This is a genomic window from Fusobacterium perfoetens ATCC 29250 (genome assembly GCF_000622245.1).
In the GTDB taxonomy this organism is placed as follows: domain Bacteria; phylum Fusobacteriota; class Fusobacteriia; order Fusobacteriales; family Fusobacteriaceae; genus Fusobacterium_B; species Fusobacterium_B perfoetens.
The window spans coordinates 42823-66413 of sequence record NZ_JHXW01000009.1 but is presented as its reverse complement, the minus strand read 5'-3'; the positions used below and the strand labels follow the sequence as shown (position 1 = coordinate 66413).

General features: G+C 25.4%; 25 protein-coding genes. 4 read left to right on the top strand and 21 right to left on the bottom strand.

Annotation, left to right across the window (positions count from 1 at the left end; all coding sequences use genetic code 11):
* Positions 1-5: 5 nt before the first annotated feature.
* Genes truA through T364_RS0104075 form a run of 8 tightly spaced genes read right to left on the bottom strand, consistent with a single transcriptional unit; the run spans position 6 to position 7144 of the window.
* The gene (gene truA / locus T364_RS0104110) at positions 6-749 is read right to left on the bottom strand and encodes a tRNA pseudouridine(38-40) synthase TruA (RefSeq protein WP_211249026.1); all 744 of its coding nucleotides are present in this window, start codon (positions 747-749) and stop codon (positions 6-8) included.
* Between the two features lie 59 nt (positions 750-808).
* Complete coding sequence (locus T364_RS0104105) at positions 809-1360, bottom strand: regulatory protein RecX (protein ID WP_027128459.1); 552 nt, start codon at positions 1358-1360, stop codon at positions 809-811.
* The gene (recA, locus tag T364_RS0104100) at positions 1332-2429 is read right to left on the bottom strand and encodes a recombinase RecA (RefSeq protein ID WP_027128458.1); all 1098 of its coding nucleotides are present in this window, start codon (positions 2427-2429) and stop codon (positions 1332-1334) included. Before recA ends, T364_RS0104105 begins: the two co-directional genes overlap by 29 nt.
* On the bottom strand, positions 2429-3427 hold the full coding sequence (locus T364_RS0104095; RefSeq protein ID WP_027128457.1) for a glycosyltransferase family 9 protein: 999 nt from the start codon (positions 3425-3427) through the stop codon (positions 2429-2431). The genes recA and T364_RS0104095 overlap by 1 nt, the downstream gene beginning before the upstream one ends.
* The gene (locus T364_RS10465; RefSeq protein WP_051532640.1) at positions 3424-4308 is read right to left on the bottom strand and encodes a lipopolysaccharide core heptose(II) kinase RfaY; all 885 of its coding nucleotides are present in this window, start codon (positions 4306-4308) and stop codon (positions 3424-3426) included. The genes T364_RS0104095 and T364_RS10465 overlap by 4 nt, the downstream gene beginning before the upstream one ends.
* Entirely contained in the window at positions 4301-5314 is a 1014-nt protein-coding gene (locus tag T364_RS0104085) for a glycosyltransferase family 9 protein (protein WP_027128456.1), read from the bottom strand. Before T364_RS0104085 ends, T364_RS10465 begins: the two co-directional genes overlap by 8 nt.
* A gap of 15 nt (positions 5315-5329) precedes the next feature.
* A complete protein-coding gene (locus tag T364_RS0104080; RefSeq protein WP_027128455.1) occupies positions 5330-6370 on the bottom strand; it encodes a glycosyltransferase family 9 protein in 1041 nt (346 codons plus the stop codon).
* Positions 6371-6382: 12 nt separating this feature from the next.
* Positions 6383-7144 carry a glycosyltransferase family 2 protein gene (locus T364_RS0104075; protein WP_027128454.1) on the bottom strand — a complete coding sequence of 254 codons (762 nt, stop codon included), beginning with the start codon at positions 7142-7144 and terminating at the stop codon, positions 6383-6385.
* Between the two features lie 156 nt (positions 7145-7300).
* Here T364_RS0104075 and T364_RS0104070 point away from each other — a divergent pair, with 156 nt between their 5' ends.
* Positions 7301-8173, top strand: a complete 873-nt coding sequence (locus tag T364_RS0104070; protein ID WP_027128453.1) for a M23 family metallopeptidase — start codon at positions 7301-7303, stop codon at positions 8171-8173.
* Between the two features lie 90 nt (positions 8174-8263).
* On the opposite strand, the gene rpsR is transcribed toward T364_RS0104070, so the two are convergent.
* The 13 genes from rpsR to gmhB form a co-directional block, all read right to left on the bottom strand.
* Positions 8264-8482: a 30S ribosomal protein S18 gene (gene rpsR / locus T364_RS0104065; RefSeq protein WP_027128452.1), complete on the bottom strand. Its 219-nt coding sequence runs from the start codon at positions 8480-8482 to the stop codon at positions 8264-8266.
* A 53-nt stretch (positions 8483-8535) separates the two neighbouring features.
* Positions 8536-8820: a 30S ribosomal protein S6 gene (rpsF, locus tag T364_RS0104060; protein WP_027128451.1), complete on the bottom strand. Its 285-nt coding sequence runs from the start codon at positions 8818-8820 to the stop codon at positions 8536-8538.
* Between the two features lie 178 nt (positions 8821-8998).
* Positions 8999-10075 (bottom strand): cell division protein FtsZ, encoded by a 1077-nt coding sequence (ftsZ, locus tag T364_RS0104055; protein WP_027128450.1) that lies wholly within the window; start codon positions 10073-10075, stop codon positions 8999-9001.
* Between the two features lie 18 nt (positions 10076-10093).
* Positions 10094-11380: a cell division protein FtsA gene (gene ftsA / locus T364_RS0104050; protein ID WP_035945339.1), complete on the bottom strand. Its 1287-nt coding sequence runs from the start codon at positions 11378-11380 to the stop codon at positions 10094-10096.
* On the bottom strand, positions 11370-12059 hold the full coding sequence (locus tag T364_RS10460; RefSeq protein ID WP_051532639.1) for a cell division protein FtsQ/DivIB: 690 nt from the start codon (positions 12057-12059) through the stop codon (positions 11370-11372). Before T364_RS10460 ends, ftsA begins: the two co-directional genes overlap by 11 nt.
* 20 nt (positions 12060-12079) lie before the next feature.
* Positions 12080-12949, bottom strand: a complete 870-nt coding sequence (locus tag T364_RS0104040; protein WP_027128448.1) for a D-alanine--D-alanine ligase — start codon at positions 12947-12949, stop codon at positions 12080-12082.
* Positions 12950-12964: 15 nt separating this feature from the next.
* On the bottom strand, positions 12965-13804 hold the full coding sequence (gene murB / locus T364_RS0104035; RefSeq protein ID WP_027128447.1) for a UDP-N-acetylmuramate dehydrogenase: 840 nt from the start codon (positions 13802-13804) through the stop codon (positions 12965-12967).
* A 17-nt stretch (positions 13805-13821) separates the two neighbouring features.
* Positions 13822-15150, bottom strand: coding sequence for a UDP-N-acetylmuramate--L-alanine ligase (gene murC / locus T364_RS0104030; RefSeq protein ID WP_027128446.1), 1329 nt, complete (start codon positions 15148-15150; stop codon positions 13822-13824).
* Complete coding sequence (murG, locus tag T364_RS0104025) at positions 15150-16220, bottom strand: undecaprenyldiphospho-muramoylpentapeptide beta-N-acetylglucosaminyltransferase (RefSeq protein ID WP_027128445.1); 1071 nt, start codon at positions 16218-16220, stop codon at positions 15150-15152. The genes murC and murG overlap by 1 nt, the downstream gene beginning before the upstream one ends.
* Positions 16214-17542, bottom strand: coding sequence for a UDP-N-acetylmuramoyl-L-alanine--D-glutamate ligase (gene murD / locus T364_RS0104020; protein ID WP_027128444.1), 1329 nt, complete (start codon positions 17540-17542; stop codon positions 16214-16216). The genes murG and murD overlap by 7 nt, the downstream gene beginning before the upstream one ends.
* Before the next feature lie 28 nt (positions 17543-17570).
* Positions 17571-18659, bottom strand: a complete 1089-nt coding sequence (gene mraY, locus T364_RS0104015) for a phospho-N-acetylmuramoyl-pentapeptide-transferase (RefSeq protein WP_027128443.1) — start codon at positions 18657-18659, stop codon at positions 17571-17573.
* Positions 18660-18673: 14 nt separating this feature from the next.
* On the bottom strand, positions 18674-19948 hold the full coding sequence (locus T364_RS0104010) for a UDP-N-acetylmuramoyl-tripeptide--D-alanyl-D-alanine ligase (protein ID WP_027128442.1): 1275 nt from the start codon (positions 19946-19948) through the stop codon (positions 18674-18676).
* Between the two features lie 114 nt (positions 19949-20062).
* Positions 20063-20626 (bottom strand): D-glycero-beta-D-manno-heptose 1,7-bisphosphate 7-phosphatase, encoded by a 564-nt coding sequence (gmhB, locus tag T364_RS0104005; RefSeq protein ID WP_027128441.1) that lies wholly within the window; start codon positions 20624-20626, stop codon positions 20063-20065.
* A 231-nt stretch (positions 20627-20857) separates the two neighbouring features.
* Here gmhB and T364_RS10455 point away from each other — a divergent pair, with 231 nt between their 5' ends.
* From T364_RS10455 to T364_RS0103990, 3 genes are read left to right on the top strand one after another with little or no spacing between them, the layout of a single operon-like run.
* Positions 20858-21337, top strand: coding sequence for a GDSL-type esterase/lipase family protein (locus tag T364_RS10455; RefSeq protein WP_051532638.1), 480 nt, complete (start codon positions 20858-20860; stop codon positions 21335-21337).
* A gap of 5 nt (positions 21338-21342) precedes the next feature.
* Positions 21343-22170, top strand: a complete 828-nt coding sequence (locus T364_RS0103995) for a methyltransferase domain-containing protein (RefSeq protein ID WP_027128440.1) — start codon at positions 21343-21345, stop codon at positions 22168-22170.
* A gap of 20 nt (positions 22171-22190) precedes the next feature.
* Positions 22191-23516, top strand: a complete 1326-nt coding sequence (locus T364_RS0103990) for a YjiH family protein (protein WP_027128439.1) — start codon at positions 22191-22193, stop codon at positions 23514-23516.
* Positions 23517-23591: the final 75 nt, after the last annotated feature.

The window sequence follows — 23591 nt, the reverse complement described above, 5'->3', positions numbered from 1 at the left end:
TCTCCCTAATATTCTACTTTTGTCAAATAAAGACCAGATGGCTCTGCTATTTCTATTTTTCTCTCTACATTTGGTTCTTCTAATAATAAATTAATATAATTTTTAGGTTTTCTTCCAAAATATACATCTAATGCAGTCCCTACAATAATTCTTATTTGAGTTTTTAAAAAAGCATTTCCCTCTATATATATTCCCAATGTAGTTTCATCTTTTAAATATACATCAATTTTATATATTTGTCTAACACTTGTTTTATTATTTTCATCTTTTAATCTAAAATTATTAAAATCATGTTCACCTATGAGTGGTAATAATACTTCTAAAAATTTTTTACAATTTATTGGTTTATTTATATAGGTTATATATTTTCTTGTAAATACATTTTTTTTCCAAGTGATAAGGTATTCATAAGCTCTATATTTTGCATCAAAACGTGAATTAAAATTTAGAGGAACTTCTTCCATCTTATAAACATCAATATCATTTGGCAATAATTTATTTAAAGCTCTTTGGAAATTTTTTAAAGGTATAGTTATGGAATCATCAACAAAAAAATTAGAAACTTGTACATTAGCATGAACGCCTCTATCAGTTCTTCCAGCAGTTACAAGATTTATTTCTTTTTTTAAAATAATATTTAAAACCTTTTCTAATTCTCCTTGAACAGTTCTTTTATCTATTTGTCTTTGAAAACCAAAAAAGTCACTTCCATCATAGGAATATGTTATTTTTATATTTCTCATTTTTATACCCTTTCAAAAATTAATCAAGCTATATAATATCATATCTTACTTTTTTTATCAATAATTTAATTTTCTAAATAAGATATAACTTTTTTTATATGTTCATACTTAAATCCTTTTCTCATTAAACTTTCTATTTTCTTTTTCTTTTCTTTAGTTCCCATTTTTATATAAAGTTTTTCTATTTCTTTTAATTCATCTTCAATATTATCTTCTAAAAGGTTATGAATAATATTTTTATCTATACCTTTTAATAAAAGATTATATTCAAGTTTTTTATTTCCCCAACTTTTATGGGAATTAATGTATGAAAGAGCAAAATCCTCATCATTAAGATAATTTAATTCTTTAAATTTTTCAACTATATTTATAATAATATTTTTTTCTCTATATTTCATCATCAATTTTGATGTAAATTCCTTTGTAGAATAATCTCTTTTAGCAAGTAACCAATAAGAAAAAGAGAGAGCTGCTCTCTCAATGAGATTAAGATAAATATCTTTCTCAATCTCTACTCCCTCTTTTAATTTATATTCATCTATTGTTGTTTTTTGAAGACTGATTTCTACATTATTTTCAAAAAGTATCTTATTCCTCTGAACTTTCAATATTTTCATCTTCAGTAATATTTTCTCCTAAATTTTCTTCATCTTCTTCACTTGTAGAAGTTGCAAGTTTAACACCTTTTTCTTTTAATTCACTATAGATTTTTTCTAAAAGGTCTTCTTCTTTTTCAAGTCTTGCTTTAACATTTTCTTTTCCTTGTCCAAGTCTTATATCTCCATAGCTAAACCAAGCTCCAGATTTAGAAACAATATTTGCTTTAATAGAAGCATCTAAAATTTCTCCTACTCTTGAAATTCCTTTTCCATACATAATTTGGAAAGCAGCTTCTTTAAATGGAGGGGCTATTTTATTTTTTGTAACTTTTACTACAACTTCGTTTCCTATTATATCGTCACCTTGTTTTACAGAACCAACTCTTTTTATTTCAAGTCTTACAGAAGCATAGAATTTAAGAGCTTTTCCTCCTGTAGTTGTTGTTTGAGGACCAAATCCAAATCCGCCAATTTTATCTCTTATTTGGTTAATAAAGATTATAGTAGTTTTTGATTTATTTAAAGTTCCTGTTAATTTTCTAAGAGCTTTTGACATAAGTCTTGCTTGTAATCCCATTTGTTGGTCAGACATTTCACCATCAATTTCAGCTTTTGGAACTAAAGCAGCAACTGAGTCTACTACGATTACATCAATGGCTGAAGATTGTACTAAAGAATCAACAATTTCTAATGCTTGTTCTCCATAATCTGGTTGAGATATTAAAAGTTCATCAATATCTACTCCTAAAGCCTTAGCATATACAGGGTCTAAAGCATGTTCAGCATCTATAAAAGCTGCTATTCCACCTTTTTTTTGGCTTTCAGCTATAATATGAAGAGCAATAGTTGTTTTACCAGAACTTTCAGCTCCATATATTTCTATAATTCTTCCTTTTGGAACTCCACCAAGTCCTAAAGCAGCATCTAGATTTATACTTCCTGTAGAAATAACTTCTATATTCATAGATTTATTTTCTCCAAGCTTCATTATAGAACCTTCACCAAAATCTTTAGTAATTTGTTTTATAGCATTTTCAAGAGCTTTATTTTTATCTACAACTTCTGTTGTAACTTTTTTTACTGCCACTATAATTCCTCCTTATTTAAGTCTTTATTTATTAAATTAAATACATAATCTACTTTTATATTATTCATACAATTAAAATGTTTTTTAGGGCATTGTTTTTCTCCATGAAGACTACATGGAGCACATTTTTCATTGGAATAAATTAAAGTAGTATCTTTATTAAATTGAAACATATTAGGGTCTGTTGGCCCAAAGATAACAAAAGTTTTACATCCAACTCCTCTTCCTATATGAAAAGGACCAGAGTCATTAGTGATTAATAATTTTGATATAGAGAGTAATGCTCCACTTTCTTTTAAAGAAAGTTTACCAGCTAAATTAATACAAGAATTATCACTTATATTATTTATTAAATTACATCTTTCTATATCTTCTTTTCCACCTAATAAAACAGTTTTTATATTATATTTAGCATATAATTTTTTTGCTAATTTTCCAAAGTTTTCAGGTAACCATTTTTTAGTTTCTTTAGAAGCCCCAGGAGCTATAGCAAATAATCCACCAAATTCTTTTACTCTTTCTAAATCTTGCTTTGTAAATGGGAAATGTAAATCTTCAAATTTATATTTTAAATCTAAAACTTTAAATGCTTTAAAATAATTTTTTATAATGGAATCATCTACATGATACTTTATAACTTTTAATCTAACTAATAGAGTTTTCCATATTTTTCTTTTTGGATATGTGAAAGTTTTAGCTTTAATTCCATTAGAAATTAATTTTGACCTAAATTTTCTATGTAAATCAAAAACATAGTCATAATTATTTTTATTTAATTTTTTTGCTAATTCTTTGATATTTTTATATCCATCATTAATTTTTTTATCAAATAAAATTAAATTATCAATATAGGGACTTCCTTCTATAGAGTCTTTAAAATTTTTTAAAACTAAAAAATCAATGGTAATATTTGGATATTTTTCTTTTAATTGTTTTAGAATAGGTGTAGTTAAAATTATATCTCCTATGGAACTTAATCTAATAATTAAAATTCTCACTTAAGTTCCTCCTGATTATTTGACTTTGTTTCATCATTATTTTTATTTTCATTATTTTCATTTTGATTTTCTTTTTTCTTAAAAACTTTTGAAAAATTTTGACTGAATTTTTCTGTAGATATTTTATTTTTAAATTTATTAATAAAATTTTCTTTAGATGTATCACTTGAAGAAATATTTCTTTCTCCTCTTATTAAAGATTTTATCCAAGCTCTAAATCTTCCCCAAAGAATAAGATAATTATCAATACCTCTAGCTATTAAATAAATAATACCTTTTTTATTATAGAATTGTCCTATATCTTGCCCACAACTAGTTTCTAGATATATGAATTCATAAGTTTGAGCTATTTTTCCAAAGATACTTTTATTAAATTTAGCATCTATTATATAACATTTATCATTAGTAAGAATAAAATTTGAAAGTTGACTATCTCCATGAATATAACCTTTTTTATGAATTTTGCTAAGAGTATCAGTAATAAAAGGTAAACTATTAATATCTCCAGCATTTCCGTTTATATATTCCATTATTATATAAGAATCAATTACCATTCCAAATTTTTTTATTTCACATGCAAAATAAGGTTTTGAAGTATTAAAACCATTTTCTAGTATTTTTTCTAAATTTTTAAATTCTCTTTGTGCTTCACTACCTCTAAAAAAAGATAAAATTCTCTGCCATTTTCTAGTATTTTTTTCTAAAGGAATTTTATATATATATGGTTTTCCTCTAAATTGAATAAGTTTTACAATACTTCTGTTGTCAGATTTTAAAGTTTTTAAAAGTTTATATCTATCTTCTTTTATGACATCAAAAAATTCAATAGAAGATAATTCATTAAAAAAAACTTTCTTTTTTTCCATTATCCCTTTATACATTTTTATCACATCCTAAATAGCTATTTATTTCTGATAAAATATATTCTGGTAATATTTTCTTCATACATTGAAAATCTTTTTTAGGACAAGATTTTCCTCCATGAATTCCACAAGGTCTACAATTTAGATTTTCAACCTCAAATACTTTACTATTTAAACTCCAAGGAAAGAAGCCAAATTCTTTTACAGTAGGGCCAAAAATTGCAAGTATTCTAGGTTTTTTAAAAGCTGAAGCTATATGGATAGGAGAAGAATCGTTAGTAACAACAATATCTCCTCTTGATAAAACATCAGCTAATTGTAAAAGAGAAGTTTTTCCTCTTAAATCGACAACTCCATCTTTTACTATTGGTAAATTTTCTTCTTCTTTACCACCTACAACAACAATACCTATCTTTTTATTAATTTTTAACTTTTCTATAACTTCATTAAAATATTCTACAGGCCATTGTTTAGTAAACCATTTACTTCCAGGAGCAAGAATTACCACTTTTTTATCCTCAAGATTATTTTCTTTCCAAATATTAGATATTTTTTCTTTTTCACTTTCACTAGGATATAATTCAATCTCATATCTTTTTTTATTTTCTGGGACAATAAAACTTAATAGTTTTTCTACTTCATGTTTACTTTTATCGTATTTAATTTTTTGAGTAAATAAACATTTTCCAGAAGCGATATCATAACCTATTCTAATAGGAGAGCGAGAAAGCCAAGCTAAAACAGAACTTCTTAAATATCTATGTGGTACTATAACCATATTAAAATTTTCATATCTAAGTCTTTTTCCTAACTGCCAAACTCCACTTAAACCTTTATGTTCTCCTCTTTTATCATAGACAATAATATTATTTAAGTGAGGATTATTTTTTAAAATAGCTTCTCCATTAGGAGTTGTTACGTAGGTAATATCAGAATCAGGATAAGTATCCTTTATTTTCTTTATAAGTGGAGTAGATAAAACTATATCTCCTATAAAAGCTGTATGTATAATTAATATTCTCAAAATATTCACCTACTTTTATTTAAGCTTTTCTTCCAAAGCTAATAATAATTCATTTTCAATTTCATTATCATAAGATTTAAAATATTTATCCTCTTTTGAATAATTTTCCACTATATTTCTTTCTGGTCTATCAGGAATAATATAGGTTACATTTTCATTATTTATTACTCCCCATCTAATAGGATGCTGAGTTTTTTTATTAGGATAAATACCAACTATTTTTTTATTTAAGGCTCCAGCTATATGTGTAGGACCTGTTGACCCACCTAAGTATAAATCACATCTGTCAATAACAGCAGCTAAATTTAAAACAGAACCTTCATTAGCAAATAAAAAAACTTTTTCTCTATTTATATTTTTTACAATTTTTTCTCCTCTTTCTTTTTCAGAAATATGACAAGTTATAACTACAGTTATATCTTTTACTTTATCATAAAACTTTTGAATAAGAGAAGTATATTGTTCATCTGTAATAGTTTTAGCAGAACCACCCATAAAAGGATTAACTAAAAATATTTTTCCTTTTATTTTATTTTCAGTATAAAATTTATTAGCTACCTCTATATTTTCTTTTTCTAAATAGATTTTGCTATTTAACTCATAAAGTTCATCAAATTTTTTTTCATCTATTTTTTTTATTAAATCTAAATTATAAAAGGCTTCGTTTTTTATAGAATGAGACCTTTTTTGCCAAACTCCCTTATTAAAAGCAAAAATAGAATAAATTTTAGAAATAGGTCCTATTCTATAAGGAATTTTACTTATTTTTGCAATCTTTGAAATAAGCTTATCATTATAAAGAGCTATAAAAATATCAGCATTAAAATTTTTTATTTCATCAGTTAAAGCTTTTTCATCATAATCATCTATTTTTAAGATTTTATTTATATAAGGTAAGTTTTTTACAATATCATAATTATAATTTCTAACAAGTATCATAATTTCAGCTTTAGGAAAAAGTTTTCTAGCCATAAAAAAACTAGGAATAGATAAAAGCAAATCTCCTATTTTATCAGTTCTAGAAATTATGATTTTTTTTATTTTATTTATATTCATAAACATATACCTCTATTTTTTATAAGAACCATTTCTATAAATTTCTCTAAGTTTAAAATATTTTACCATTGAGTACATAGCACTAGCTGTAGCTATCATAAGTCCTTCGATACCATCTAAAAATCCTAATCTTATAATATACATTCTCAAAAATTTAAAAATAGGATTGAAGATTATTTGAAAATTAGAAGGTTTTTTACCTCTTTGATAGTATTCTAAAGCACCTAAAGTTGTATATTTATTAAATTTATTGAAATAATCTTCCAAAGAAACATAACTGTGATGATATATTTCTTCTTTTAATCTATATATTTTTTCTTTTGTTTCAAATCCTTCATGAACTTCATTATAATTAAAACGCCCAGCTTCTTTTCTAAAAAGTCTAATATGATATTGATTACTCCAACCACCATATTTTAGTTTTTTATTAAAACAAACTGAAGAAAAGTTTATTTCAAAAACTTTTTTTTCAGTTTCATTTTCTTTTATCTCTTTTATTTTTTCAGCTAATTTAGGAGAAATTTCCTCATCAGCATCTATATTTAATATCCATTCATGAGAACATTTATCAATAGATGAATTTCTTTGAGGACCATATCCTTTCCATTCTTCTTGAAAGAATTTGACTCCATATTTTTCAGCTATATTTTTTGTATTATCTGTAGAACCATTATCTACAATAACAATTTCATCAGCTATATTTTCTAAAGATTTTAAAGTTTTTTCTAATATTTTTTCTTCATTTAAAGTTATCATAGCTACAGATAATTTCATACTTCCCCCAATTCTTATAAAAAAAATATTTACATTTATTTTTGTTTATCTATAATAATTATATCAAATAAATTAATATTTATGAAGATATATTTTATATTTTTCTACTAATTATGGTATAATATAAACTAATAAAAAATAGAAAAAGGAGTATTTATGAGAAAAATATTAATTTTATTATTGAGTATAAGCATATTTTCTTGTATATTTTTTTACAAAGATTTTGACATCTATATGACTAAAAAAAATATAAAAATTTCTAGTGAAACAGTGAAGCAGGGAGAATTATTTGTAGTTGAATATCCTAAAAAAAAGGATTATAAAATTGTTTTTAAAAAGTCTCAGACAAAATTAAAAACTTTTGTTCATAATGATAAAAAAATTACTTTAATTCCTGTTCATTATTCTACAGCAGAGGGAGATTATCCCTTAGAAATATACAATAAAAATCAATTAATTTATAAAAAAGATATAAAGATAGTAGATGGAAATTTCAAAAAAAGTTATATTACTGTTAGTAAGACTATGAAAGCAAAAAGGTCTTCATCTAATATGAAAGTTATGACAAATAAAACAGCAGAGGCAAAATCTAATCCAATTAAAGAGAAATTATGGGAAGGAACTTTTATATATCCTATGGAGGATAAAAAATATCATGATATAAGTAGTACTTTTGGAGCTATGAGATTTGTAAATAATAAAGTTGTAGGTTATCATTCTGGAATGGATTTCCCTGTACCTGTTGGGACAACTTTAAAAGCTACAAATAATGGAAAAGTAGTTCTTGCTGAGAATTTAACTACAACAGGTAATACTATAATAATTGACCATGGATTAAATGTTTATTCAGCTTATGCTCATATGAGTGAACTTAGTGTAAAAGTTGGAGATACAGTAAAAAAAGGGGAAACTATAGGTAAAAGTGGAAATACTGGATTTACTACAGGCCCTCATTTACATTTCACAATTAGTGTAGGAACTACTTTTGTAAATCCAAGATTATTTATTAATTCTAATATAATAGAATAAGAGATATGGGTGTTGTATTTACAACACCCTTTATTATTTTTTCGTAAAATAAAAAAAGCAGAAAATTACTTTCTGCCTCTTTTATTAAAATTACTTTTCTATTCTTGTGTAAGGAATTAAAGCGATGTTTCTAGCTCTTTTAATAGCTTTAGCTATTTTTCTTTGTAACTTAGCGTTAGCTCCAGTTACTCTAGATGGGTTTATTCTTCCTTTATCAGAAACAAATCTTTTTAAAAGATCAACGTTTTTGTAATCGATTTCTTCAGCTTTAACTCTTAATTTAGCTCTTCTTCTTCTGAATTCAGCCATTTTAAATACCTCCTTTTGAAATAAACTTTTACTTAATAATAGATTTTTTGAAACTAGTCTTTTTTAACAATGATATATCTCATTACTTCTTCAGTAATGTTAAGTTTTCTTTCAACATCTACTAATTTAGTTCCGTCCATTTCTAAAGTAACAAGCACGTAAAATCCTGTTTTCTTTTTGTCGATAGGATAAGCTAATTTTCTTTCTCCCCATTTTTCAGTTTTAGCAACAGTTGCTCCAGCAGCAGTTAAGATATCGTTAACTTTAGCCATAACAGCTTCTCTACCTTCTTCTAAAACAGTTGGGTTGATGATGTACATGATTTCGTAAGCTTTCATTTGTTTACCTCCTCCCTATGGTTTTAGCCCAAAAAATTAAATTAATTGAGCAGGGCCTTAATTATAATATCATATTTTTATAATAAAATCAAGGGTTTTTTTATATTTTAGAAAATTATAATTTTTTATAAAAATAAAAAAGAGTATTGTAAATTTACAATACCCTTTATTTTTATTATTATCTACTGCTTCTAATCCAAGGTGGTAAATCTAAATCTAAGTCATTGTTTCTAGTAGTAGTACTTGGTTCAACTGGAGTAGTAGCAACTTTTTCTTGTTTTGCTTGGATATTAATAAATGGTTCAGTTTTTTCCATTTCATCAACAAAGTTATTAGCTATAATAGTTACTTCTATTCTATCTTCTAATTCATCATTGATATTAACTCCAAACATAACGTCATCAGCATCTTTTCCAGCTGCCTCTTTAACAATATTAGCTATAGATTGAGCTTCCATTAAAGTTAAATCAGAAGAACCAGCTATATTAAGAAGGATTTTACTAGCTCCAGAAATTGATTTTTCTAATAGAGGAGATTTTAAAGCTTTTTCAGTAGCTTTCATAGCTCTATTTTCTCCGTCTCCTTCTCCAAATCCTAAAACAGCAACTCCTGAATTTTGCATAGTAGTTTTAATATCAGCAAAGTCAAGGTTTATAAGACCATTTCCAATCATTAAATCAGCTACACCTTTAATACCAATTTTTAAAATGTTATTAGCTTCTTTAAAAGCATTTTGTAGAGTTATTGTTTTATCAGGTAATTCAAATAATTTATCGTTAGGAATAACTACTAGAGAGTCAACATATTGTTTTAACTCAGCAATTCCTCTTTCAGCATTATTTCTTCTTTTTCCACCTTCAAACCCAAAAGGTTTTGTAACAATACCTACAGTTAAGATTCCTAGTTCTTTAGCTATTCTAGCTATTACAGGAGAAGAACCAGTACCAGTACCTCCACCCATTCCAGCTGTAATAAATAACATATCAGCATCTTCAAGAAGTTGTTTTAATTTATCTACATCTTCTTCGGCAGATTCTCTTCCTACATCAGGATTAGCTCCTGCTCCAAGTCCTCTAGTTAATTTTTCTCCTAATTGAACTCTTACATCAGCTAAAGATTTACTTAAATCTTGAGCATCTGTATTAGCTGCTATAAATTCAACTCCAGAAACTCCTGTTGTTATCATATCATTTATAGCATTTCCACCAGCTCCACCAGCTCCAATAACTTTTATTTTTACAATGTTGTCAGACATTTATAACCTCCCAATATTTTATATAAAATTAGAAAATATTTTCTTCCAGAAACTTTCTTTCTTTTTAGATTTTTGATTAGTTTTTTCAGAAGACTTATTAGTCTCTATTTCAGTAGGCTCTTTAGTAGTATTATTTACTATTTCAGAAGAAGAGTTTTGTTGGTTTTCTTCTTTTTCTTTTTTCTTTATTTCTAAGTATTCTTTTTCCATAATTTCTAAAAGAATACCAATAGATACAGACATTTCAGGAGTAGGATTTATTATACCATTTATTCTTAATGGATTAATTCTTGTAACAGGATAACCAATTTTTATATTAATCCAATCATACATTTCATCCATTTTAGCAACTCCTCCAGTTAAAAAGATACCTTTTTCAAGATAACCTTGGAAACCAGATTCATCTATTGTTTTTCTAATAAGACTAATAAAATCAGTAGAACGAGCATTAATTGCATCAGAAACTGACTTTACTTCAAGTTCTTTACTAGGTAAAATATATTTGTTATCTCTTATAACAGCAGTTTTATAGATAATACTTTGAGCTTCTTCTAAAGAAATATTATAAATATATCCTAAATCACTAAGATAGTGATATCCTCCAATAGGAAGAGATTTTGTATAGATAAGTTTATTATTTTTGTAAATAATAATATCTGTACTTCCACCACCAATATCAATAAGAGCGACTCCACTTTTTTTATCCTCTTCTCTAAGAGTAGATTTTGCTGCTGCATATGAGTTTAATATAGTAGATTCTACTTCTAAATCAGCTCTATGGACAACTTCTAATAAATCATTTAGATTTTCTTTTTTAATAAAGATTAAGTGAACATCTCCTTGGAAATATCTTCCAACCATTCCAATAGGATTTTTAATAAGTCCACCATTATTAACCTTTGTATTATAAATTTCTCTTTCTAAAAGTTCTTCATCATTATTACATAAATCATGATAAGCTATACCATAAAGTTTTTCTATATCCTCTTGAGTTATAACTTTTTCTTGATTAAAATCGATTTTAACATTTTTAGTTCTTGAGAAAATATTAGTTCCACCATATCCTAAAGTAACTTTCTCAACAATAAGCCCAGTTTCTTCTTCAACAAGCTTAACAACATCTTTGATACAATTACTTAAAATAATAGGATTTTCAATAATATTTTTTTTCATTCCTTGAGTTTTAACTTCTTGATAACTGATAACTCTTAATTTATTTCCTGTTTCATCAAGTTCTCCAGCTAATAATTTAATAGTTGAATTTCCTATATCAAGAACAAACTTGTATATACTGTTATTCCCCATTTTTATCCTCCAAATATTTAACTACATAATCTTGAAATCTAAGATCAACATAGTTTATTTTTTTATCTTTAGATAATCCAAAACATAATGTTTCACCTATTACATATTTTTCTAAAGGTACTTTTTCATTAGTTTTTAAAATAGAACCATTTGTTAAAACGATATTAATACAATTGTCATCTACTTTATATATTTGAGAAATACTACCTTTTAAAACATTTTCAATATTCTTTATTATACCCAATAATGGTAAAATTTCAAAGCTATTTTTTACTAAAATGAAAGGGAGACTAGAAATTTTTTCTTCATGTATTTCACCATAAATAATATTATTCTTATCAATTAAAAAAATATTATTATTATATTGTAAATAGTATTTTGGTTTTCTTTTTTTTATATCAATATTTAATTTATTATAATCAAATATATTGACTTTAACATCTTCTATTCTGACATCTTGCTTTATAAAATTTTTAATTTTATCAGTGTCTATATGTGAAAGAGATTCTCCCAAAAAATTGTCTTTAAAAAATGAAAACTCATCTTTTTTTTCTTCAGACAAACCAGTTATTTCTACAGAATTAATTTTGTAGTCATCTCTTTTAAAAAAATTATTGTGAGTTTTAATAATTCCAATTGATAATAGAACAAATACACTTAAACGAATAAGTAATCCCAAAAAAATCACCTATAGTATTATTATTTAAAATTTTCAACCATTTTTTTTGTCAAATCATCAAAAGAATATCCTTTTAAAGTAGCTACTTTAGGAACAAGACTAGTTTCAGTCATTCCAGGACAACTATTGACTTCAAGGAAGAAAAGTTCATTTCCTCTTAAAATAAAATCACTTCTAGAGATTCCACGCATATTAAGAGCCTTATGGATTTTTGCTGCATATTTCATAGCTTTGTTGTAAGAAATTTCATCTATTTTAGCAGGAAATTCATATTCAGTCATTCCTTTTGTATATTTAGAAGTATAATCATAAAGTCCACTTTTTGGTTTTATTCTTATAACTCCCAGAGCTTCTCCTTCAAGAACTCCAACAGTAAGTTCTTCGCCTTTTATAAAATCTTCTATAGTTATATCTTTATCCCCAGAAAGTTCAATAGCTTTCTTTAATTCTTCAAGATTATTACAAATATATAATCCTATAGTAGACCCTTCAGTAGTTGGTTTAACAACAATAGGATAATGTTCTATAGAATTAATTTCTTCTTTTAAATAACTTTTTGGAACTGGAATTCCTACATTCTCAGCCACATGTTTAGTTAAATTTTTATCCATAGAAACAGCACTAGCAATCATACCAGAACCAGTATATTTTTTTCCTAAGATATCAAGAAGACCTTGAATTCTTCCATCTTCTCCATAAACACCATGTAGTGCTAAATAAGCAAGGTCATATTCATTTTCAAGAAAAGCAGATAATAAATTTTCATGGTTAAGTTCGACACCATAAGCATCATAACCTTGTCTTTGAAGACTTTCTAATATTGCTTTTCCTGTTTTTAAAGATATTTCTCTTTCAGAGGAAACTCCTCCCATAAATACAGCTATTCTCAAAATTGTATTCCCCCTTTATTTTAAAACTATTATTTCTTTTTCTAAGTTAATGTTGTATTTCTCTTTGATAGTTTTTTCTACTAATTTTATTAATGAAGTGACATCTGAAAATGTAGCTCCTTCAATATTAACAATAAAATTTGAATGTTTTGTAGAAATTTGAGCTCCACCTATTTTATAACCTTGTAGACCAGATTCTGAAATAAGTTTTGCTGCAAAAAAACCAGATGGATTCTTAAAGGTACTACCTAAATTAGGGAATTCAAGTGGTTGAGAATTTTTTCTTTTATTTTTAATTTCTTCAGATAATTCTTTATTGAAATTTTTTTGAAATATAAAATTTGCACTTAGAATAATCCAATTATTTTCTTTTATTTCAGTGTAACGATAACCTATCTTTAAATCTTTTTTTTCTATTATTAAAATATTTCCTTTTTCATCTAAAACTTCAATGCTCTCTATACAATCAAAAATCTCTCTTCCATGGGCACCACCATTCATAAAAATAAGACCACCTACAGTACCAGGAATTCCGACTAATTCTTCCAATCCAGAAAGATTATTTTTTTCTAAATAATTAAGAAAAAGAGGAAAATCTAAACCAGCTTCTACATTTAATCTATTTTCATCAATAATAGAAATTTTACGTAATTTTTTTAATGAAATAAAATCAAAATCCAAAAAATCATCAGATAGAAGGAGGTTAGTCCCATTTCCTATTATAAAATAATTTTTTAAATTTTTCAATAGTGGATATAATTCTTCTTTATTCTCTATTTCAATAAATTGTCTAGCTACACCACCAATTTTCATACTAGAATGATTTTTCATATTACAATCTTTAGTTATAATCATATTAAACCTTTCAATAATTATTTAAGTTTATCAGCAATAGAATGAGCAAAACTAGAAATATTTCCAGCTCCCATAAATATATATGTTCTAGGAATATTTCTAGATAGGATATCTTTTTCTAATTCACTTTCAGAAAATATAATTTTTGAATTAGGATGTTTTATTTTTTCAAAAAGATTTTCAATAGTAACTCCAAACTCATCTTTTTCTCCAGCACTGTAAACAGGTAAAAGAATAAGCTCATCAGCTTTATCGAAAGCTCCTTCAAATTGGTCTAATAAAAATTTAACTCTACTGAATCTATGAGGTTGGAAAATAACAGTAATTTCTTTATTTTCAATACTTTTAGCTCCTTCAAGAGTAGCTCTTATTTCAGTAGGATGATGTCCATAATCATCTATTACTTTGACATTTTCTTTATCTAATAAAATATCATATCTTCTTTTAGCACCTGTAAAGTTAGATATAGAATTTTTAATATTTTCTTTAGAAACTCCAAATTTTAAACCTAAATATATAACAGGTAAAGAGTTATAAACATTGTGTTTTCCAGGGATGCTTAAAATAAATTCTCCTTGATATTTTCCATCTATATATACATCAAAATGAGTCTTTTTACCAGAAACTCTTATATTATCAGCAAAAAGAAAAGCCTTTTTATTGATTAAACTATAAGTTTTTACTGAATGATTTTTAATTATCTCATTACAATTTGGACAGTCTTCACATATAATAACTTCTTCAGAAGTTTGAGAAGCAAAAGTGTTAAATGAGTTAATAATATTATCTAAACAACCATGTTTTTCTAAATGGTCAGCCTCTATATTTGTAATAACAGAATATTTAGGTTTCATAAATAAGAAAGAGTTATCACTTTCATCAGCTTCAGCTACAAATAAATCACTCTTACCACATCTAGCATTAGAACTAATTTCAGGAATAATTCCTCCTACTACTATAGTAGGGTCTTTTTCTAATAAAACAGATGAAAGCATAGAACTAGTTGTTGTTTTACCATGAGTACCAGCTACAGCAATTCCTGTTTTCTTATTTAAAAGAGTAGCCAAAAGTTCTCCTCTTTTAATGATAGTAAGATTATTTTCTCTAGCTCTTTTATATTCAGGATTATTTTCTCCGATAGCTGTAGAAACCACAAGAGTATCAATATTATCAATATTTTTACTTTCATGTTTAGAAAAGATATTGATACCTTGATTTTTCATCTTTTCAGATAGATAACTATTAGATGGGTCTGAACCAGAAACATTATAATCTAATGTTTTCATTATTTGTGCTAGTCCACTCATTCCTATACCATTGATGCCAACAAAAAAGATATTTTTCATTAATTATTCCTCCAAATTTCAATTGTATCTACAATTGTTTTTGTAGCATTGTTTGTTTTTAAATTTTTAACATTATTCCCCATTTTATGTAAAATATTTTCACTTTCTAGGATTTCTAAAGCAGTTTCAATAGCTTCATCAACCTCTTTATCATTATAAATAAGAGCTCCCCCAGCTTCTTTTAATATCATAGCATTTTCATATTGTCCAACTTTGACAGAATTATAAGGAATTAATATTGATGGCTTTTCAAGTTGAATAATTTCAGATATAGTTAAAGCCCCAGCTCTACAAATAATTAAATCAGCCGCAGCCATAACATTGATAAGATTATCAAAATAAGGTTTTACAACATGATTGACATTTTTTATTTCTAAATCTTTTAAGATATCCTCATAATTTTTAGTACCAGTAGCCCAGTAAATTCTAAGTCCTTTTTTATTTTCTAATTCATCCCAATATTTAGCTACAGCTTCATTGATACTTTTAGCTCCTAAACTTCCACCTGTTATAACTAAGATTTTTTCATCAGGAGATACTTTTAATTTTTCTCTTTCTTCTTGCTTATTTATTTTATAGATTTCTTCTCTCAAAGGATTTCCTGTTACTTTAAATTTATTTTGAAATTTTATAGGTAATTCTTCAAAAGTAGAATTAAAAGCTAAAAATACTTTTTCAGCAAATCTATAGAAAAGTTTGTTAGTCATTCCTATACTAGCATTTTGTTCCTGAAGGTATATTTTTTTTCTTTTAATAAAAGCAGCACATATCATAGGAAAAGAGATATAATTTCCAAATCCTATGATAACATCAGGATTTTCTCTGCTTATATATTTAATACAATGTAGAATTAAAAATAAAATAGAAATAATATTTTTGATAGATTTTCCAGGTCTAATATTTAAACCTATAAATTTAATTCCAAATTTTGGAACTAAATCTTTTTCCATTCTTGAGGAACTACCAACAAAAGTAACTTCATGTCCTCTTTTTTGAAATTCTTTAGCTACAGATAAAGCAGGATAAATATGCCCTCCAGTACCTCCTGTTGTAATAACTATTTTCACAATATTTCTCCTCCAACAAATATTTCTTCAACTAATTCTTTAAAAACTTTTCCTCTATGTTCAAAAGATTTAAATTGGTCATAACTAGAAGTTGAAGGAGAAAGTAAAACTACTTCTTTATCTTCTAAAGTTATATTTTCTTTAATATGTTTTAGTACATTTTCCAATGTTCCAAGGTTAAAAATATTTTCTTTTGAATAATTAGCTTCTAAAAGAGATTTTTCAACTCTATTAGCCATTTTTCCTATTAAATAAACTTTTTTAATGTTAAGTTTTATATTTTCGATCATACTATCTAAAGGTAAACCTTTATCTTTACCACCACAGATAAGGATAGAACCTTTATAAGCAGCAATAGCAAAATTTGTAGAATCTAAGTTAGTTCCTTTAGAATCATTTATGAATATTGTATTTCCCCATTTATAAAATAATTCCATTCTGTGTTCTAAAGATTTTGTATTATATAAACAATTTTGTATAACTTCATTAGATATATTTAAAATTTTTCCAATTGTAATAATGAAAAGAGAATTTTCTAAATTATGTTTTCCTTTTAAAGAAAGTTTGTCAACTTCTAAAATTTGTTCGCCATTATAAAGAACCCAACCATTTTCTTCAAAACAATTAGCAATTTCTTTATTTTTTCCAACAGTTATAGTTCTTGTATCACAGAATACTTTTGATGGAATCCTTTTCATAGTTTCATCATCATTTACATTATAAATAAAGATATCATTATCTTTTTGATTTTTACAAATATTAAATTTAGCTTCATAATAATCTTCAACTACAGCATATCTATCAAGATGGTCAGGAGATAGATTTACAATTAAAGATATATAAGGTTTAAAATTTTTGATTCCTTCTAACTGGAAAGAACTTAATTCTAAAACTGCATAATCAAGGTCAGGATTTTCTAAAAGTAATTCAGCAAAAGAATTTCCTATATTACCAGCATGCATAGCTTTAAATCCAGCTTTTTGTAATAATTCAGTAGTTTTAGAAGTAGTTGTAGTTTTTCCGTTACTTCCTGTAATAGCCACTATTTTAGTAGGTAGTTTTTTTTCAACAATATATCTATAACCTAATTCAATTTCATCTATAACTTCAATTCCTAAATCTAAAGCTTTTTTTACTAATTCATTATCAAAAGGGATACCAGGACTTTTAATAAAAAGATTTATTTCAGCTAATATTTTAACTGCATCAGATGACTTAACACCACTATTATCATCTACTAAAACAACTTCAACTCCTTTTGATTCAAGTAATTTTTTTGCACCCTTACCACTAACACCATTTCCAAAAACAATGGCTTTTTCCATAATTATTACCTCCAAAATTAATTATAAATTATAATATACCTCTAAGTCTTACAATACTTAATGCTATTCCTCCACAAATTAGTGCCATTATCCATAATCTAAAAGTTACTTTAGATTCAGGAATTCCCATTAATTCAAAATGATGATGGATAGGAGCCATTCTAAATATTCTTTTTTTTCTTAATTTATAAGAACCAACTTGTAACATAACAGAAACAGCTTCCATAACAAAAACTCCACCAATTATAGGGATAAGTAACTCTTGTTTTAAAATAATTCCTATAACTCCAATTATTCCTCCAAGAGTAAGAGAACCTGTATCACCCATAAATATTTGAGCAGGATAACAATTATACCATAAGAAAGCAAGTCCAGCTCCTATTATAGTTGAAAGAAAAACAGCTATTTCTCCAGCTCCAACAATATAAAATAATCTTAAATGAGAACTTAATTCAAAGTGACTACTAAAATAAGCAATAGTAGTTAAAATACTACAACTGATTATAACAGGCATAGTAGCAAGTCCGTCAAGTCCATCAGTAATATTAACAGCATTTGATGTACCATTGATAACTAGAATTGTAAATATTAACATCAAAAAACTACCTATATATATATGAGAACCTGACCAAAGAGGATTTATAATTGAGAAGTCAATAATTTTATTACCTGTAATTCCAAATTCTTTTATAAATATCCAAACTATAACAGCAATAATAGTTTGAAGAAGTAATTTTTTTCTCCCAGCTAACCCATCTTTATTTACTGTAAATTTTTTGTAATCGTCTATAAAACCAATAGCACTAAAAAGGAGTGTAGTAATTATAAGTAAGATAACAAATTTATTTTTTAAATCACAAATAATCAAAGAAGAAAGCAAAGCACCAAAAATCATAAGAACTCCTCCCATAGTAGGAGTTCCTTTTTTAGAGTAATGAGAAGCTGGACCTGATTCTCTTATTTCTTCTCCAAATTTAATTTTTTTTAAATATTTTATAAATGGTTTTCCTAAAATAAGGACAATTAAAAATGAAAGAACAAATCCTATTGAAATTCTTAAATATATAGATTTCAAAAAATTTAAATTATTATTTAATTCACTTAAAATATATAACATTTTCTCTCCTCAAACTAGATGATTTCCCATAAATGATTAAAATTAGAACCTTTTAATAAAATAACTCTATCAGAAAAATTATTTTTTATTAATTTTTTAATTTCATCTTTATTTTCAACTAAAATAAATTTATTTGATTTTATATTTTTATAAGCTTCTTTCATTAAAGAACCTAAAATAATAATAGTATCAATATCTGTATTATTAGCAAAATTTAAAACATCCTCATGATAGAAAATTTCATCTTTTCCCATTTCACCCATATCAGCAAGAATTGCTAATTTCTTTTTAGAAAAATTAATTCTATTAAAAGTTTCTAAAGAGGCTTTCATAGATACAGGGCTAGCATTATAAGCATCATTAATATATAAAATTCCATCCTTTTCTATTTTTTGAAATCTCATTGGAGTTACTTGAACTAAATTAAGACCTTTTTGAATTTCAGAAGAAGTTAAACCTAATGAAAGACCAAGAGCTATTCCAATAGAAGCATTAATACAATTATGTTTACCATTAAGTTTAAAAGAGTAAGAGTTAGAATTTACAGAAAAATTAACTCCATCTATTGTTTCAGAATAATCACTTATAACAAAATCATTATTTTCATTAAAACCAATTTTATTTCCAGAAAGATTTTTTAAATAAACATCATCTCCAAAAATAAAAAAATTTTTTTCTGAAATATAGTTTTTGATTTGACTTTTTTCTAAAAATACATTATCTCTATTAATCATAAATTCAAGATGAGAATCACCAATATTTGTAATGACTCCATAATCTATATTAGCAATATCACATAGAGCTGAAATTTCTCCTTTGTGACTCATTCCCATTTCGATTACTCCAAACTCATCATTTTCATCTAGTTGTAATATTGTAAAGGGAAGGCCAATATGATTATTATAATTTCCTACTGTTTTTTTTGTTTTATATTTAGAAGATAAAATTCCATGAATTATATCTTTTGTAGTAGTTTTTCCCTCACTGCCAGTAATACCTACTAATTTAATATTTAATCTTTTACGATAATCTTTGGCGATAGATTGTATAGCTTTTATAGTATCTTCTACCACAATAACTCTTTCATGATTTTTCCATTTATTATCATCACATATAACAATAGTATCTTCTGTTTTTAAAACATTTTCAATATAGTTTCTACCATTATTAATAGCAAAAAATAAGTCTCCTTTTTTGATATTTCTACTATCTATTTCAACTTTTGAAATATTATCTATTTTAAAAGTTTTATGAAATTTTTCTTCTATTAATTTTAATAATTCTTTCATTGTTATAAAAATTAAATCTCCTTTGTTAGATTTATAAAAAAAGTTAAAGCGTCAATTTATATTTTAACACTTTTAGTGATTATTTTACAATAAAAAATAAAATATTTTTGTAATTTAATTATTATTTAATTTTTTTAAATTTATAGCAAAATCATACAAAGAATCAAAAATTAAAATGTTTTCTGATAAAGATGAAAAATCTATATCATTTCTAGTTTTTAAAATTACAGAAGTTACATTTGCTTTTAGTCCAGCTTCAACATCAGACAATTTATCTCCTATCATAAAAGAAAGAGAAGGGTCTATATTAAATTCTTCTATTCCTTTTAATATCATTCCTGGATATGGTTTTCTACAAAAACAATCTAATTTATATTCACCAATTCCTTTAGTAGGATGATGAGGACAATAATAAAATTTAGATATATTTATATTTTTTTCTTTCAAAATTTTTGAAAGATTTTCATGAAGAGTTTGAACATCTTGCTCAGTATAATATCCCCTAGCAATACCAGATTGATTAGTTACTACAATAAGAATATATCCTAAATCATTTAAAATTTTTAAAGCTTCATCTGCTTTAGGTTCAAACTCAAAATCTTCAATACGATACATATAATCTTTATCAATATTGATAGTACCATCTCTATCTAAAAAGATAGCTTTATTTTTTTTCATTTAAAAATCATCTCCACATAAATTTTTGTATAAAATACTAGATATTTTATCATAAAGAATAGAAATATCCAACAAAAATTTTAAAAGGCATTTTATCAGATTAATATGTATTTTATGTGTCAATAAAATTACATAAAAATGAAGTTAATGAAAAATATTAGAGGACAAATAATGGATTATGTGGTATAATAGATTGATTTCTAAAAATAAAACTTATCTTAAGGAGAAAATATGGAAGAGGTAATTTTTTTAGGTGATAGTATAACTGCTTGGAATAATTATCCAAATGTAAAAAATTATGGAGTTCCGGGATTTTATTCTAGAGATGTATTATGGCTTCTTGAAGATAGAAAAGATATAAAAGGCGATACAGTAGTTTTAATGATAGGAGTTAATGATATATTAGGGGATATTCCTTCTGAAAAAATCTTTAATAATTTATTAAAAATAATAGATATATTAAAGGAAAGATTTAGAAAAATTATTTTAGTGTCTGTATTGCCAACAATGTATAAGGACAAAAATAAAAAAATAAAAAACTTAAATTTTTTATTGAGAAATCAAATGTTTGTAGAAAAATTAATGATACATAATTTATTTTTAAATGAAGAGGGAATAATAGATAATAAATATAGTGCTGATGGAGTTCATTTAAGTCCAGAAGGATATAAATTATTAAATAAAAAAATAAAAGAGATTTTAGAGGGATAAAAATAATGGAAGAAATCAAAATTTGTCCAAAATGTAAAGAAAAATTAATAAAAAATGGAAAAAGTTATTCTTGTAAAAATAATCATACTTATGATATATCTAAATCAGGATATGTAAATTTATTATTAGATAATCAAAAACATAGTAAAAATCCTGGTGATGATAAAGATATGGTAATTAGTAGAAAAAATTTTTTAGAAAAAGGTTATTATCAAGGAATATCAAAAAAGGTAAATGAAACGATAATGTCACTTTTAACAAAAAATAATATTAATATATTGGATATAGGTTGTGGAGAGGGATATTATACAGAAAGATTAAAAAAATTTTTAAGTGAAAGGAAAATAGAAAATAGAATAATAGGTATAGATATATCAAAAGAAGCTATTTTGGTGGCTTCAAAGAAAAATAAAGACATTGAATGGATAGTAGCTAGTGCTTCAAATCTTCCTTTAGAGGATGAGAGTTTAGATTTTATTATATGTATGTTTGCTAAGATTATTCCAGAAGAGAAGATGAGATGTCTAAAAAAAGGTGGATATTTAATAATAGTATCTACAGGAGAAAATCATTTAGTTGAGATGAAAGAAGTAGTATATGAAAATGTAAAGAAAGATTTTTATTCTCCAATAGGAGATTTAAAAATATTTGAATATATAGAAACTAAGAATTGTAAATATAAAACTTATATAAAAGAAAATGAAAGTATAAAAAGTCTATTTAACATGACTCCATATAGGTGGAGAAGTCCTAAAGAGGGAATAGAAAAATTATTTTCTTTAAAAGAATTAGAAATAACAGTAGATGTCAATATAGATATCTTTAAAAAATAATTTTATAATTAGGAGGAGAAATGGCAATTTTTAAATTTTTATTTTATTCTATTTTAGGAATACTAGCCTTTTTAGCACCTTTTAAAATTGGTGAAGAATCATCTATTTTAATGGGACATATAAAATCTATAATAATAGATGGATATATAGAAGAAATAAGAGTGTTAGTAGTTATAGTATCTTGTGTAACTATATTAGGAACTATTTTAGGATTTATAAAAAGAGATTTTAAAAATAAATATTTTCAAGAATTTTTTGTATGTGGGCCTATAAATGGAACAGCTAGAATATTAGGAGCAATTTTCTTTTTAATGGTTCATTATGGTGTAGGGCCAAGTATAATATTAGACCCGAATACAGGTGGAATGATGGCAAATGATTTATTGCCATCATTAATGGTAACATTTTGTGTAGGGGTTTTACTAATGCCATTACTTACAGCTTTTGGTCTTGTTGAATTTATTGGAGTATTAATAGCTCCATTTATGAGAAAAGTTTTTAAAGTTCCAGGATATGCTGCAATAGATGCCATAGCTTCATTTTTAGGAGATGGAACAATAGGAATAGTAGTAACAGATGAACAATATCAAAAGGGATATTATACTCAAAGAGAAGCTGTAATAATAGCTACATCATTTTCAATAGTTGGAATATCATTTGCTGCAGTAGTTTCAGATTTATTAAGATTATCAGATAGATTTATAATTTTCTATGCTACAATAGCTTTTTCAACAGTTATTGCTGGAATAATAATAGCAAGATTACCTTTAAAAAAATTTAAAGATGAATATTATTTAGGAAAAGATTTTAGAGGAGAAGAAGCTAGTACTTCTGTTCTTGTAGCTGTTAAAAAAGCTACAGAAACAGCTCAAAAAGCTAATGAAATTAAAATTCTATTAGATTCTATAAAAAAGGTTGGGATACTTTATATTACTTTTATTCCTGTAATAATGTTTATGGGAACTTTAGGACTTGTTATAGCAGAACATACGACTATTTTTAATATAATATCAATGCCATTAGTTCCAATATTAAAGTTACTTGGGTTCTCAGAAAAAGTAGCTGAAGTTATGGCTCCATCAATGATAGTTGGATTTTCAGACATGTATTTACCTTCATTATTAATAGAAAGTGTACCAAGTGAAATGGCAAGATTTTTGATTGGAACTTTATCTTTTGCTCAATTAATCTTTTTGAGTGAAACAGGAATGATATTGGTTGCTTCAAAAATAGGATTTGATTTTTGGGATACATTAAAATTTTTTATATTAAGAACTATAATAAGTTTTCCAGTTATATTTATAATAACACAAATTTTATTTAGAATGGGGATATTAGCTAACTAAAAGAACTATATACAAAATTTGAAAAAGGCATATATTTTATTTATGATAAAACTATAAAAAAACATAAAAAATAAA

What these genes read in the sequence shown, in the direction of transcription:
- T364_RS0104075 (WP_027128454.1), bottom strand. Translation starts at nt 7,144, where the DNA reads ATGAAATTATCTGTAGCTATGATAACTTTAAATGAAGAAAAAATATTA.
- rpsR (WP_027128452.1), bottom strand. Translation starts at nt 8,482, where the DNA reads ATGGCTGAATTCAGAAGAAGAAGAGCTAAATTAAGAGTTAAAGCTGAA.
- gmhB (WP_027128441.1), bottom strand. Translation starts at nt 20,626, where the DNA reads ATGAAAAAAAATAAAGCTATCTTTTTAGATAGAGATGGTACTATCAAT.
- T364_RS10455 (WP_051532638.1), top strand. Translation starts at nt 20,858, where the DNA reads ATGGAAGAGGTAATTTTTTTAGGTGATAGTATAACTGCTTGGAATAAT.
- murD (WP_027128444.1), bottom strand. Translation starts at nt 17,542, where the DNA reads ATGGAAAAAGCCATTGTTTTTGGAAATGGTGTTAGTGGTAAGGGTGCA.
- T364_RS0104105 (WP_027128459.1), bottom strand. Translation starts at nt 1,360, where the DNA reads ATGAAAATATTGAAAGTTCAGAGGAATAAGATACTTTTTGAAAATAAT.
- T364_RS0103995 (WP_027128440.1), top strand. Translation starts at nt 21,343, where the DNA reads ATGGAAGAAATCAAAATTTGTCCAAAATGTAAAGAAAAATTAATAAAA.
- ftsZ (WP_027128450.1), bottom strand. Translation starts at nt 10,075, where the DNA reads ATGTCTGACAACATTGTAAAAATAAAAGTTATTGGAGCTGGTGGAGCT.
- ftsA (WP_035945339.1), bottom strand. Translation starts at nt 11,380, where the DNA reads ATGGGGAATAACAGTATATACAAGTTTGTTCTTGATATAGGAAATTCA.
- murB (WP_027128447.1), bottom strand. Translation starts at nt 13,804, where the DNA reads ATGATTATAACTAAAGATTGTAATATGAAAAATCATTCTAGTATGAAA.
- T364_RS0104010 (WP_027128442.1), bottom strand. Translation starts at nt 19,948, where the DNA reads ATGAAAGAATTATTAAAATTAATAGAAGAAAAATTTCATAAAACTTTT.
- T364_RS0104070 (WP_027128453.1), top strand. Translation starts at nt 7,301, where the DNA reads ATGAGAAAAATATTAATTTTATTATTGAGTATAAGCATATTTTCTTGT.
- T364_RS0103990 (WP_027128439.1), top strand. Translation starts at nt 22,191, where the DNA reads ATGGCAATTTTTAAATTTTTATTTTATTCTATTTTAGGAATACTAGCC.
- T364_RS0104080 (WP_027128455.1), bottom strand. Translation starts at nt 6,370, where the DNA reads ATGAATATAAATAAAATAAAAAAAATCATAATTTCTAGAACTGATAAA.
- mraY (WP_027128443.1), bottom strand. Translation starts at nt 18,659, where the DNA reads ATGTTATATATTTTAAGTGAATTAAATAATAATTTAAATTTTTTGAAA.
- rpsF (WP_027128451.1), bottom strand. Translation starts at nt 8,820, where the DNA reads ATGAAAGCTTACGAAATCATGTACATCATCAACCCAACTGTTTTAGAA.
- T364_RS10465 (WP_051532640.1), bottom strand. Translation starts at nt 4,308, where the DNA reads ATGTATAAAGGGATAATGGAAAAAAAGAAAGTTTTTTTTAATGAATTA.
- murC (WP_027128446.1), bottom strand. Translation starts at nt 15,150, where the DNA reads ATGAAAAATATCTTTTTTGTTGGCATCAATGGTATAGGAATGAGTGGA.